Genomic DNA, 12,920 nt, shown 5'->3' on the forward strand with positions numbered 1-12,920 from the left:
AGTAATGAATCAGTCCTAATCGATGCGACGTTTAAAGGGTGGTAAAGAGTCTAATAGTGCCTTGCCGTAACGTTTGGTTACGATACGGCGGTCGAAGATAATAACTCTACCAGAATCTTGCTCCTTGCGCAGTAATCTCCCTACAGATTGGATCAGCTTTTTGCTCGCTTCTGGCACCGCAATTTGCATGAACGGATTGCCGCCACGGCTTTCGATATACTCTGCGTGAGCTTCTTCTACAGGAGAGGTGGGTACCGCAAATGGGATCTTGGTAATGACCAGGTTCTCTAATAACGCTCCAGGTAAATCAAGGCCCTCAGAAAAGCTACCAGTACCAAACAATATGCTGGTTTTTCCTTTCTTTACGGCGGTTTTATGATTTTTTATGATTTCAATTCGAGAACTATCACCCTGGACCTGTAATTGCCAACCCTTTTTGGTGAGCTCTTTTTGCATTGCGTCCGCGACTTGGTTCATTTGCCAGTAAGAGGCAAATAACACTAGATTTGCCTTATCAGGCACTAGCCAATTAATCAGCTCTTCACTGAGGTATTCGGTAAATTGTGGTGCTTGAGGCTCATACTTTGCTTTAGGCACTATCAATTCGGCATTGTTTTGATAATCGAAGGGCGAGGCTAGGGCTAAAAACTGTGTTCCTTCCTCTTTATCATAGCTAACACCACTTTGCTGGCAAAAAAACTGGAACGAATTGAGCGCTCTTAGTGTGGCTGAGGTTAATACCGCGCCAACACACTTGCTCCAAAGCTTCTGATCTAGAGACCAACCGACCTCGAGAGGTGAAACACTGACGATGAAGTCCAACTCCCGCTCTGGATTGGTTTCAATCCAACGGGCCAACGGAGCGCCTTTGTCTCGTGACGGTTCAGCCATTAACTGCCAAACCTTGGCAAGGTTTTCTAGACGTTGCAAAAAGAAGCCTGCTTCGGCAAGCGCAGGCTCGGCTAAGCGAGGGGATACCTCCCCGTCTTTAACGCGTTCACTAATCAGGTCGGTGATCTTAGCCAAAGCTTGTGCGGCCTTATTACAGACGGTTTTTAACTCTTTGCTTTGCTCTACTAGCCAATGGGGCAGTTCACCATGCTCAAACCTCAGTCGATTTTCTTTAAAACCGGCAGGATCGAGCTGACGCGCAACGTTATTAAGGCTTGGAATGATCTCACCGATAGAGTTTTGCAGCTCAGTAAGAAAGCGATCGACTCTTTTGGCATCGCCGAGGGAGGATATTTTGCTACTGCTTTTGTTTAGGGTTTCTAGCCATGCCGCCGCGCCTTTTAAGCTCGCTGAAGCGGAGGAGTGATCTCGGGCAACCTTAGGCAGATGGTGCGCCTCATCGAATACATAGATGGTATTTTCCGGCTCGGAAAGAATAACGCCGCCACCCAAGTCTAAGTCGGCCATAACCAAGCTATGGTTGGCAATCACTACATCGGCTTTATCGAGCTCAGAGCGTGCTTTCTGAAAAGGGCAGTCCCTATGTGCAGGGAGCCCGTTGTTACAGCTGTGCTTATCGCTGACAATGCTTTGCCAAACCTGATCTTTTATTGGCTTGGGCCAAGAATCTCGATCGCCATCCCATTTATTGTCAGATAGCGCCTTGTACATTCTCTCCAATAAATCGATATCTGATTTGTTTGGCTTGGTTTCGAACATGGCTATTTGCGTCTCATCAGCGCCGGAGGCAGCCGCGAGCTTTTCTGCGCAGCAATAGCGTTGTCTGCCTTTGGCCAATATAAAAGAGAACTCAAAATCCACTAGGCGACGATACAGTGGCAGATCTTTATTAATCAGCTGTTCTTGCAGAGCAACAGTCGCGGTAGAGATCACCACCTTACGGCTATTAAACTTTGCCACTGGAATAGTGGCCATCAAGTAGGCTAATGACTTACCAATGCCGGTTCCGGCCTCAGCCACTATTAGGCGATTCGACTTGTGATAATCACCACATAAGGTCTTGGTTATCTCAGCTACAAGGTAATTTTGCGCGCGACGAGGGATAAAGTTATCCAGCTGATGATGTAGGTTTTTATAGCTGTGGCGAATCGCTTCTTGGATTTTTCTATTCATTTCTTTTCAAACAGTTAGATGCTTTGGCCATGATAACACACCTCTAAAGCACAAAGAGTTCCCCTCAAAATGTTATTTATCGAATATTTTTTGAGATCAAGGTCACATAAATGTTATTGGCCGACCTAAGCGACTGAAACTTCTACATGATTCCATTGTCGTGCCACCTTGGTGGATAATTTTAAAAGTCCGTTTAGATTTTATTATGTCAATAAATTAAACCCTAAATGTGAAAGTAAAAATAGTGGTTAATTCTGTAGAATTACTACTTTGCAAAATTGTTAAGTGGTGGTGAATTGGCTGTAAAAACTGTGAGCTGTGCATTTGCACTTAGCTAAGTTGTTGTTTTTATGTGATTTTTATATTTTCATTTGTATTTTTTAGGGTGTTTGACACTGCTTTAGAAAAATTGCAATGTATCACCAACTTCAGGAGAGCGTAGATGTAGAAGCATTTTCACCTGATGATTATAAAAATAAATATATTTCAAGAGCCGCATAGGGTTCGAGTTAAAAGAAAAGGACGTAAATTAACATGAAAAAGACACTATTAGCGCTAGCAGTAGCATCTGTAGCTGCCACTTCTGTAAATGCAGCAGAAATCTACAAGTCTGAAGATGGTTCAGTAGAATTCTACGGTCAACTTCGTCAAGAGTTAAAATTCCTAGATTCTAAAGACCATGAAGCAACTCTAAGCTCTGGTTCTTCTCGTACGGGTGTTAAAGGTAGCTACTCGATCACAGATTCTGTAGATGTAATCGGTCTAGTAGAGATTGGTGTAGCAGATGGTGGTGTAACTCAACGTCAACACTACGTTGGTTTCGCTGGCGATTTTGGTACATTTGAATTTGGTAAGCAGTGGACTATCTCGGATGATGTGTACGGTGCTGATTACTCTTACTTCTTCGGTGGTTCTGCTCTACGTTACGCAACACTTTCAGGCGCATTGCATGAGTCTCAAATTCAATACAAATTTGATGGTGACGCATTCTGGGTTAAGGCTGCTTATGGTTTGAACAACGATGATTCTAACCAAGACCTTTATGAAGCATTCGCTGGTACTTCATTTGGTGATCTAAGCCTACACGTAGGTGCTGGTTACACTGGTGAAACTACTCCTGCTGATCCTGCAACTACAGTACTTTTAGAAAATACCTACGCTGAGTTTACTGCAGAGTATGGTCTTGGTGACCACCTGATCGGTTTCACTTACTACTGGGCTGAGTTAGCAAACCAAGACGGACCTGAAAAAATTGATGAGAATGGTTTCTCTGTAGCTGGTATTTTCCAAATGATGGAAAAAACAGCTCTATACGCTGGTTACGAATTTACAATGCAAGAAGCTAATAGCGCACTTGGTGGTGGTGACGAAGATGGTACACTTGTCTACGTTGGTATCGAGCACAAGTTTAACTCTTGGGCTCGCATTTACGGTGAGTATGGTTACGGCGACGGTGTAACACTTGGTTATAACAACCAAGGGTCTGATGCTCAAGTTGAGCCACAAGTTGCAGACGGCGAAAGCAACTTCGCAGTTGGTGCACGTTTCTACTGGTAATCACTAGTAAGACATAAGTATTTTAATGCCCAGCCTCAGTGCTGGGCATTTTCCTTTCTGAAGCATGCAAAACCCCACCTAAAATCGCCTTTTATCTTTTTTTACTTATCGTTTAAGTATGTGATTGCAGTGACTTATGACTTGAATTGATGCCTGTGAGTACTCTTCAAGATATGAATCTTTAGCCTGCTGAGTAGTGCCGTGAAGCACTAGCGCAATCGTTTGTTTTTTATGTTAAAATTGCCTAGAAATGACACGAGTCAAATCGACCATAACCAGAAGCTGTCAACAGCTCTAATGAAAAACAGGATTTCCCCAAAATGTCACAATTAAAAGTTTGGTTTACCGTCTCCGAAGCTGAAGGACTAGTAAAAAGCGGAGGCTTGGCAGACGTAGGTAAGGCGCTGCCAAAAGCGCTACAAAATAAGGGCGCGAATATCGCTATCGCTATTCCTGGCTATACAAAGTTACCTAACTTTGAACAGAGCCCAGTTGTGCTTTCTACTACGCTAGAGCACTTTCCACATACTCCGTACCAAGTTCGTAAGTTAGAGCTTGATGGCGTACCCGTGTACGCATTTGAGTGTGCACAATATTTCGACCGTCCAGAGCTTTATGCTGAGCGTAACCAAGCGTACGCGGACAACGGTGAGCGCTTTGCGTTCTTTGCGGCAGCAAGCCTAGATGCTTTGCCGAAGCTTAACTTCAAGCCTGACGTGGTTCACGCCAATGATTGGCACACTGGCTTAGTGCCTTTCTTATTGAAGACACGCTTTGCCAGCAACGATTTCTACAAAGGCATCAAGAGCGCACTGACTATTCATAATGCATTGTTTAAGGGAATCTACCCATACAATGAAGTAAGTATCATTCCAGAACTAAAGCAAGTTGAAGCAAGCACGGTGAACTACGGTCACGACTGCATCAGCATGCTACGTGCAGGTATCCAATACGCTGACAAGCTTAATGCAGTGAGCCCAAACTACGCTGAAGAGCTGAAGACCCCACTGGGCTCTCATGGCCTAGTTAACGACTTCGTATCTCGCTCTGCAGATTTTTCTGGCATCGTGAATGGTTGTGACTACAGCGAATGGGATCCAGCAACAGATAAATATCTAGTGAAGAAGTTCAAGCCCACGAAGGCGAGCTTTAAAGCCGGTAAATCTGCCAACAAAACAGCGCTTCAACAGGAGTTTAATCTTCCTGTGGCTAAGCTCCCTATGTTTGGCATGGTGTGTCGTCTGACTCATCAAAAAGGCTTCCACTACATTTTGCCTATCCTAGATCGTTTCTTGAAGAACGATGTACAGCTAGTGATCATAGGTACGGGCGATCCTGATATTGCAGCGCAACTGCGTGAAGTATCAGAGCAATACGGCGATAAGTTTGCCTTTGTAGAAGCATATGACAACCGTCTAGCTCACCTTGTAGAAGCAGGCTCAGATTTCTTCTTAATGCCTTCAGAATTTGAAGCATGTGGCTTGAACCAGCTTTACTCTATGGCTTACGGCACGCTGCCAATCGTTCGCGATGTAGGTGGCCTGAAGGATACCGTGAATGATTACGATACTGACCCAAGTGTTGGTACCGGCTTTTCATTCCACGACCCAATTCCAGATGAGCTACTAGTCTGTATGCAACGTGCATTGATTTTGTACCTTCAACAGCCAACAGAGTTTGCTGAAGTGCAACTACGCGCAATGAAGCAAGACTTCGGCTGGGATGTGGCTGCAGAGAAATACTTGGCAATGTTCAAGAGCGCAATGTAGCGATAACTCAATGAGCACAAAAAAGCCTGAATCGAAAGATTCAGGCTTTTTATTATCTAGCTAATAGCTAATAGCTAATAGCTAATAGCTAATAGCCTGTCTCTTGATCACAAATCGAACTTTAGAACTTCCGTCATGCCCGAGTGCTTTTCTGGGTCAGCACTCTGGTCGGGCATCTGTTTTTATAAAAGGTCCCCGACTGGTACGCCAGCCCGGAAAAGCACTCGGGGACGACGTTTATTCAAAGTAATGCTCTAAACGGACATACAAGAGCTCATTTTGAACGACGTTCAATACTTGTGTATGAAAGCCAGGCTGATAGCTGATACTTACAGCTTATCAGTCAGTTCGATTGCTTGACCAATATAGTTCGCAGGAGTCATTTCTTTCAGGCGAGCTTTCTCGTCTTCTGGAAGCTCTAGGCCGTCGATGAAGTTACGCATTGCTTCGCCGTCAACGCGCTTACCGCGTGTTAGCTCTTTTAGCTTCTCGTATGGTTTCTCGATACCGTAGCGACGCATGACTGTTTGTACTGGTTCTGCCAATACTTCCCAGTTCTTGTCTAGCTCTGCAAGCAGTGCTTCACGGTTCACTTCTAGCTTGCTAATACCTTTCAATGTAGAAGTGTATGCAATGATTGCGTAGCCTACGCCAACACCTAGGTTACGCAGAACCGTAGAGTCAGTTAGGTCACGCTGCCAGCGAGAGATAGGCAGTTTTTGTGCTAGGTGGCCGAATACAGCGTTAGCAAGACCTAGGTTACCTTCCGAGTTTTCAAAGTCGATTGGGTTAACCTTGTGCGGCATGGTTGAAGAACCAATTTCGCCAGCAATGGTTTTTTGCTTAAAGTGACCTAGTGCAATATAACCCCAGATATCACGATCGAAATCGATCAAGATAGTGTTGAAACGTGCAACTGCATCAAACAGTTCAGCAATGTAATCGTGTGGCTCAATTTGAGTGGTGTAAGGGTTCCAAGTTACGCCAAGAGACTCGGTGATGAACTCTTCTGCAAACTGGTGCCAATCGACTTCAGGGTAAGCGGATAGGTGAGCGTTGTAGTTACCTACTGCGCCGTTCACTTTACCTAGAATCTCAACACTTTCGATTTGCTTGTATTGACGCTCCATACGGTACGCTACGTTAGCCATTTCTTTACCCATAGTTGATGGGGATGCTGGCTGGCCGTGTGTACGAGATAGAAGTGGAATGTCACGGTATTCAACAGCAAGTGCTTTTAGAGCATCAATGATGTTTTTGATCTCAGGAAGAATCACAGTCTCACGTGCTTCTTTAAGCATTAGAGCGTGAGAGGTGTTGTTGATGTCTTCTGAAGTACATGCAAAGTGGATGAACTCGTTAACCGCGTGAAGCTCTGGTACGCCAGCAACTTTCTCTTTTAGGAAGTACTCAACCGCTTTTACGTCGTGGTTAGTCGTGCGCTCAATGTCCTTGATGCGTTGTGCGTCTTCTTCGCTGAAGTTAGCCGCTACGTTGTCAAGAAATTGGTTTGCTTCAGCGCTAAACGCTGGTACTTCTGCGATTGCATCTGTTGCTGCAAGCTTTTGTAGCCAGCGGATTTCAACGATAGTACGGTACTTTAGGAGGCCATACTCACTAAAGATGCTACGTAGTGCAGTGGTTTTGCTACCGTAACGGCCGTCTACTGGTGAAACAGCAGTCAATGCTGACAGTTCCATGTTGTTCTCCCGAGTTGAGTTTCTTAAATTTTGTGAGGTTTATACCAGTAACAAAGGCAATTGTCACTAGTGTTGCGCAAACGATTGCGTTAATTTTCTGTGCGCAAAAAAATTAGCTCGCGACAATGCGCGAGCCAATGTTTAAATTCGAGCTAAAAGTATCTCAGCCTGCTCAATCATTTTCTTGCGGCCAAAGATTAAGTGGCGACGCTTGCCACCCACCTGACGCCACAGTACGGCACTACGAATACCAGAAAGGAGTAGGGCACGGACCTTGCTTTGTACCGAGGTTTGTTGAAGCATTGCTGGGTTGCCCGTGACTTGAATACGAGGGCCAATTGGGCTGACCACATCAAGATAGACGCTAGCAAGGTTGCTGATCATTTGTTCTTCAAACAGATCAAAATGCTCAGTTTGGCGCTCAATTTGTTGAATGCGATCGCCCAGTTGCGCCATAGAGTCGCGGCGCTGGCTTAGCTTGCGTTCCAATGCCATCAAGCTGATCACGTAGCGGGTCAACTCATTGCCTGTTGCTGAGCTATCAATGCCACGTGCTAGACATTCAAGTCCCACCTTAAGGTCACGCTCATTGCCAAAGACGCTGACCGTGTCGGCTGGGTTGGTATTGATAATTGCAGCAACTGAGGTTTCAAACGCGGCAGAATTACAATGTCCGTCTTTTGCCACTTGTTGAACTAAAGCGACAGCCTGGCAGATGCCAGCAAAAGCGATGGTACGGTCATAATTGGTATTTGCCACGTAAGAACTCCTTTGTCTTAAGCTTTGATTCGTTTTTCGATAATTCCGCCACCCAAGCATACATCGTCTTTATAGAAGACCGCAGATTGACCAGGGGTAACGGCTACTTGTGGTTCGTCGAAGATCACTTTGATGTTCTCGTCGTCCACAGGAATAATGGTACATGGAATATCGGTTTGGCGATATCTCGTTTTCACAGTGCACGTCATTGGCTCACCAATAGGGTTGCGATCGACCCAGTGTAGCTGAGAGGCAATTAGACCTTCAGACTTAAGCAATGGATGGTCTGCACCTTGAACCGCAATCAATACATTACGCTTCAGGTCTTTCTCAGCTACGTACCATGGGTCTTCGTTACCACCGCCGCCTTTTTGGCCACCAATGTGTAGACCTTTGCGTTGACCTAGTGTGTGGTACATCAAACCCATGTGTTCGCCAATCTCTTGACCTTCAGGGGTTTCAATTTTACCCGGCTGTGCTGGCAAATAGCGAGAAAGAAAATCTGTAAACTTGCGCTCACCGATAAAACAGATGCCAGTTGAGTCTTTTTTCTTCGCTGTGATAAGACCTTGCTCTTCAGCAATGCGGCGAACTTCTGGTTTCTCTATGTCGCCCACAGGGAATAAGCTGCGGCCAACTTGTTCATGGCTTAGCGTATACAAGAAGTAGCTTTGATCTTTGTTGCCATCTAGGCCGCGAAGCATGCGAGGCTTTTCGCCTGCCGCAATGTCTTCTGCGCTAGGGAAGGTACGACGCACGTAGTGGCCCATTGCGATGTAATCCGCGTCCAGAACTTCGTCAGCAAATTCCAAGAAGGCCTTGAATTTGATTTCTTTGTTACAAAGGATATCTGGGTTTGGCGTACGACCTGCTTTGTACTCCTGAAGGAAGTACTCAAACACGTTGTCCCAATATTCTGCAGCAAAGTTTATCGTGTGCAAATGAATGCCCAGCTTGTCACAGACGGCTTGCGCATCGGCAAGGTCTTCTGCTGCTGTACAATACTCTTCGTTGTCGTCTTCTTCCCAGTTCTTCATAAACAGGCCTTCAACTTGATAGCCTTGCTGTTGAAGCAGGTACGCAGAGACAGAGGAATCAACCCCACCGGACATGCCGACGATGACTTTCTTTTGGCTGTTGTCAGACATTCAAAATTACCACTAGATAAACACGGTCGCAGATTCTAACAGAAACAAACCCAGTGTGACAGATCCTTGAGGTGAATCACATTTTCAAATTGACTGAAAAGTGTAAACATTTTCTGTCATACTATGTGCCAACATTTCGTTGCTCCCACAATAGGGCTAAAGACCATGCAAGACCAACAAGAAGTTCAAGACCAACTGATTGAAATCGTTGAAAATCAGATTGAATCGGGCAATCCAAAAAAAGTAAAAGAAACGCTGATGCGCCTAATGATGACCGGCAATAGCCGCGATGATGCTATCGCCATGATTGGTTGCGCAGTAGCAATCGAAGTATTTGATGTTGTGAACAATGGCGCAGAGTTCAACGAAAAGCGTTATGCAGAGCATTTGGACAGACTTCCTGACCTTGGGTTTATGGAAGGGGAATAGTATAGCTTCAAGCTACTAGCTATCAGCCTGACTTTTATACAAAAGTATTGATAGCTAATCTAAATGCTATCTAACAAGTAGTGTTCCTGATTGGATCCCTACTTTGAATAAACGTCTTGCCCGAGAGCTTTTCCGGGCTGGCGTACCAGTCGGGGACCTATATATAGGAACAGATGCCCGATAAAAGCATTCGGGCAAGACGGAAATCCTAGAGTCTGACTTGTGACCAAGAGACAGGCTATCAGCTTGAAGCTAGTAGCATTAGGCCTCTTTCCACTCCCCATTAGGTAGATCGCCCAAACTGTACTTGCCGATGGAATAGCGGATAAGTCGCAGAGTGGGGTAGCCGATATTGGCGGTCATTCGGCGTACTTGTCGGTTGCGGCCTTCTATGATGGTGATGGAAAGCCAGGTAGTTGGGATGGCTGCGCGAAAGCGCACGGGTGGGTTTCTGTCCCATACTGTCGGCTCTGGCATGATTTCTACCTGTGCGGGTAGAGTTATACCGTCTTTAAGTTCTACGCCATTGCGCAGCTTATCCAAGTCTTGCTCTGATGGCGCGCCTTCAACTTGTACCCAATAGGTTTTAGGTGATTTTGAATCAGGCTGAGTTAATTTAGCCTGTAAAATACCGTCATTGGTCAGCAGTAATAATCCCTCACTATCTCTATCGAGCCTTCCTGCAGCATACACATCCTTTACCTTGATGAAATCGGCCAAAGTTTGTCTGCCGTCACCGTCAGTAAACTGGCTTAACACATCAAAAGGCTTATTAAACAGCAGTACTTTCCGCTCTTCGGCAGACACACGTTTAACTGTGCGTACTGGCTTTCTTCGATTGGAAGAGCTATAGCGCTTTTGGCTGAATTTGTTATTGGGCTTCGAAGATGTTTCAGAAGTTCGAGACTTATTTTGAGGTCGGCGGTTGCCGCTAGACATGTTAACTACCTTGCATTTTTGTAAACAAACTGTATGAGTTCATTCTCACGAAACAACATTTGCTTTATGATACGCGCAGCAAACGGGTTAGGCTAATCATAACACGATTGCTAACAGAGCCGATTATTTGATAGGTTAAAGACAAGCGCCTTGTATGACTTAAGGCGTTTTAGGCTATTTGAAGCCAAGAATTGATAAAACCCAAGACACAACATCAATGATTCGCACGATGCGAACGCTATAAAATCGACTAACACGAGAGCTGAATACAGCCAGTGAACAAAAAATTAAGATAGGGAAATTTCATGTCTGCACAAAAGCCCACCATTATTTACACCATTACCGATGAAGCTCCAGCGCTGGCAACATACTCATTTTTGCCAATGGTACAAGCATTCACTGCATCGTCTGATATTGCAGTTGAAACTCGCGACATATCATTAGCGGGTCGTATTATCGCTAACTTCGCTGAGTACTTGAAACCAGAGCAACGTATTGGTGACGCGTTATCAGAGTTAGGTGATTTGGCGAAAACGCCAGAAGCGAACATTATTAAACTGCCAAACATCTCTGCGTCTATCCCGCAGCTTAAAGCGGCGATCAAAGAGCTACAAGCAAAGGGTTTTGACCTTCCTGATTACCCAGAAGAAGCAAAAACTGACGAAGAGAAAGCGATTCAATCTATCTATGACAAGATCAAGGGTAGTGCGGTAAACCCAGTATTGCGTGAGGGTAACTCAGATCGCCGTGCTCCAGCTTCAGTAAAGAACTACGCGAAGAAGAACCCACATTCAATGGGTGCTTGGTCTAAAGATTCTAAATCACACGTAGCGAGCATGGACGGCAACGATTTCTTCGGTAGCGAAAAATCGGTCACTATCGATAGCGCAACTGAGGTTCGTATTGAACTGCGTGGCGATGACGGCAGCGTTAACACATTAAAATCAGCATTCGCACTGCAAGACAAAGAGATTATTGATACCTCTGTGTTGAACAAGAATGCGTTGGTGTCTTTCTTTGAGAAAGAGATTGAATCTGCGAAAGAGCAAGATGTACTGCTTTCTCTGCATATGAAAGCGACCATGATGAAGGTATCAGACCCAGTTATCTTCGGTCATGCAGTTAAGGTTTACTACAAAGAGGTATTCGAGAAATACGGGTCTCTGTTTGACGAACTAGGTGTTGATGTCAACAACGGCCTTGGCGATGTGTACGCTAAGATTGAGTCTTTGCCTGAAGCACAGAAACAAGAAATTATTGCAGCTGTTAATGCGGTTTATGAAACGCGCCCTGAGCTTGCAATGGTAGATTCAGACCGTGGCATTACTAACCTTCATGTCCCATCAGATGTAATCGTTGATGCTTCTATGCCTGCAATGATCCGTACCTCTGGTCAAATGTGGGGTCCAGATGGTAAGCCAAAAGATGCGAAGGCGATGATCCCTGATCGCTGCTACGCTGGTGTTTACCAAGCAGTGATTGATTTTTGTAAGCAGCACGGTGCATTTGATCCGACAACTATGGGCAGCGTGCCAAACGTAGGTCTGATGGCGCAAAAAGCGGAAGAGTATGGTTCTCACGACAAGACATTCATCCTAGCTCAGTCAGGTAAAGTCTGTGTTGTTGATGCGAACGAGAAGGTACTTCTTGAGCAATCGGTTGAAGAAGGCGACATCTTCCGTATGTGTCAGGTAAAAGACGCGCCAATTCAAGATTGGGTGAAGTTGGCGGTTAATCGTTCACGTCTATCTGGTACTCCAGCGGTATTCTGGTTAGATTCAAATCGTGCTCACGATGCAGAGCTTATCAAGAAGGTAGAAGCGTACCTGCCTGAGCACAATACTGACGGTTTAGACCTTCGCGTATTGTCACCAGTAGAAGCAACCTTGTTCACCTTAGAGCGCATTGCTAAGGGTGAAGATACCATCTCTGTAACGGGTAACGTACTGCGTGATTACCTAACCGATTTGTTCCCGATTCTAGAGCTAGGTACTTCAGCTAAGATGCTGTCTATCGTGCCTCTGATGAACGGTGGCGGTTTGTTTGAAACAGGTGCCGGTGGTTCAGCGCCTAAGCACGTTCAGCAGGTAGAAAAAGAAAACCACCTACGTTGGGATTCTTTAGGTGAGTTCCTAGCTCTGGCTGCATCTCTTGAGCACCTAAGTGAAGTGACTGGCAACGAAAAGGCTCGCGTACTTGCAGAAACGCTTGATGCAGCAACAGGTAAGTTCCTTGACGAGAACAAGTCTCCTTCACGTCGCGTGGGTGAACTTGATAACCGTGGCAGTCACTACTTCCTTGCTCGCTACTGGGCAGAAGCATTGGCAAGTCAAAACAAGAACGTTGAACTGGCAGAGCAATTTTCTTTGGTAGCTAAATCTCTGGCTTCTAATGAAGAGAGCATTGTTGGCGAACTGAACAGTGCGCAAGGTGTTGCAGGAGTGTTGGGTGGTTACTACTCACCAGTAGATGCGATTGCCTCTGAGCTAATGCGTCCAAGCGCTACGCTAAATCAGGTTATCGATAACGTATAA

9 protein-coding genes are annotated in these 12,920 nt (G+C 45.3%); 4 read left to right on the forward strand and 5 right to left on the reverse strand.

Annotated elements, in window-relative coordinates:
- Positions 1 to 15 precede the first annotated feature (15 nt).
- Positions 16 to 2,085 (reverse strand): ATP-dependent DNA helicase DinG, encoded by a 2,070-nt coding sequence (gene dinG, locus D5I41_RS13390; protein WP_119010206.1) that lies wholly within the window; start codon positions 2,083 to 2,085, stop codon positions 16 to 18.
- A gap of 534 nt (positions 2,086 to 2,619) precedes the next feature.
- Here dinG and D5I41_RS13395 point away from each other — a divergent pair.
- Both D5I41_RS13395 and glgA read left to right on the forward strand, forming a co-directional pair.
- Positions 2,620 to 3,642, forward strand: a complete 1,023-nt coding sequence (locus D5I41_RS13395) for a porin (protein WP_119010207.1) — start codon at positions 2,620 to 2,622, stop codon at positions 3,640 to 3,642.
- 320 nt (positions 3,643 to 3,962) lie between these two features.
- Positions 3,963 to 5,411, forward strand: a complete 1,449-nt coding sequence (glgA, locus tag D5I41_RS13400) for a glycogen synthase GlgA (protein WP_119010208.1) — start codon at positions 3,963 to 3,965, stop codon at positions 5,409 to 5,411.
- Positions 5,412 to 5,740: 329 nt separating this feature from the next.
- Here the strand turns inward: glgA and purB are convergent, their stop codons facing one another.
- The 3 genes from purB to mnmA form a co-directional block, all read right to left on the reverse strand.
- Positions 5,741 to 7,111, reverse strand: coding sequence for an adenylosuccinate lyase (gene purB / locus D5I41_RS13405; protein ID WP_119010209.1), 1,371 nt, complete (start codon positions 7,109 to 7,111; stop codon positions 5,741 to 5,743).
- A 141-nt stretch (positions 7,112 to 7,252) separates the two neighbouring features.
- Positions 7,253 to 7,870 carry a high frequency lysogenization protein HflD gene (gene hflD / locus D5I41_RS13410; RefSeq protein ID WP_102360223.1) on the reverse strand — a complete coding sequence of 206 codons (618 nt, stop codon included), beginning with the start codon at positions 7,868 to 7,870 and terminating at the stop codon, positions 7,253 to 7,255.
- Between the two features lie 17 nt (positions 7,871 to 7,887).
- On the reverse strand, positions 7,888 to 9,018 hold the full coding sequence (gene mnmA / locus D5I41_RS13415; protein WP_119010210.1) for a tRNA 2-thiouridine(34) synthase MnmA: 1,131 nt from the start codon (positions 9,016 to 9,018) through the stop codon (positions 7,888 to 7,890).
- A gap of 165 nt (positions 9,019 to 9,183) precedes the next feature.
- On the opposite strand from mnmA, the gene D5I41_RS13420 reads away from it, so the two are divergent.
- Complete coding sequence (locus D5I41_RS13420) at positions 9,184 to 9,447, forward strand: hypothetical protein (RefSeq protein WP_017030351.1); 264 nt, start codon at positions 9,184 to 9,186, stop codon at positions 9,445 to 9,447.
- A 261-nt stretch (positions 9,448 to 9,708) separates the two neighbouring features.
- On the opposite strand, the gene D5I41_RS13425 is transcribed toward D5I41_RS13420, so the two are convergent.
- Positions 9,709 to 10,386: a pseudouridine synthase gene (locus tag D5I41_RS13425; protein ID WP_119010211.1), complete on the reverse strand. Its 678-nt coding sequence runs from the start codon at positions 10,384 to 10,386 to the stop codon at positions 9,709 to 9,711.
- Between the two features lie 305 nt (positions 10,387 to 10,691).
- On the opposite strand from D5I41_RS13425, the gene D5I41_RS13430 reads away from it, so the two are divergent.
- On the forward strand, positions 10,692 to 12,920 hold the full coding sequence (locus D5I41_RS13430; RefSeq protein ID WP_119010212.1) for an NADP-dependent isocitrate dehydrogenase: 2,229 nt from the start codon (positions 10,692 to 10,694) through the stop codon (positions 12,918 to 12,920).

Source organism: Vibrio superstes, from assembly GCF_003569005.1.
Lineage (GTDB): Bacteria > Pseudomonadota > Gammaproteobacteria > Enterobacterales > Vibrionaceae > Vibrio > Vibrio superstes.

Excerpts from the sequence above, each read along its gene's own strand:
- dinG (WP_119010206.1), bottom strand. The coding sequence starts at position 2,085 with ATGAATAGAAAAATCCAAGAAGCGATTCGCCACAGCTATAAAAACCTA.
- D5I41_RS13395 (WP_119010207.1), top strand. The coding sequence starts at position 2,620 with ATGAAAAAGACACTATTAGCGCTAGCAGTAGCATCTGTAGCTGCCACT.
- glgA (WP_119010208.1), top strand. The coding sequence starts at position 3,963 with ATGTCACAATTAAAAGTTTGGTTTACCGTCTCCGAAGCTGAAGGACTA.
- purB (WP_119010209.1), bottom strand. The coding sequence starts at position 7,111 with ATGGAACTGTCAGCATTGACTGCTGTTTCACCAGTAGACGGCCGTTAC.
- mnmA (WP_119010210.1), bottom strand. The coding sequence starts at position 9,018 with ATGTCTGACAACAGCCAAAAGAAAGTCATCGTCGGCATGTCCGGTGGG.
- D5I41_RS13420 (WP_017030351.1), top strand. The coding sequence starts at position 9,184 with ATGCAAGACCAACAAGAAGTTCAAGACCAACTGATTGAAATCGTTGAA.
- D5I41_RS13425 (WP_119010211.1), bottom strand. The coding sequence starts at position 10,386 with ATGTCTAGCGGCAACCGCCGACCTCAAAATAAGTCTCGAACTTCTGAA.
- D5I41_RS13430 (WP_119010212.1), top strand. The coding sequence starts at position 10,692 with ATGTCTGCACAAAAGCCCACCATTATTTACACCATTACCGATGAAGCT.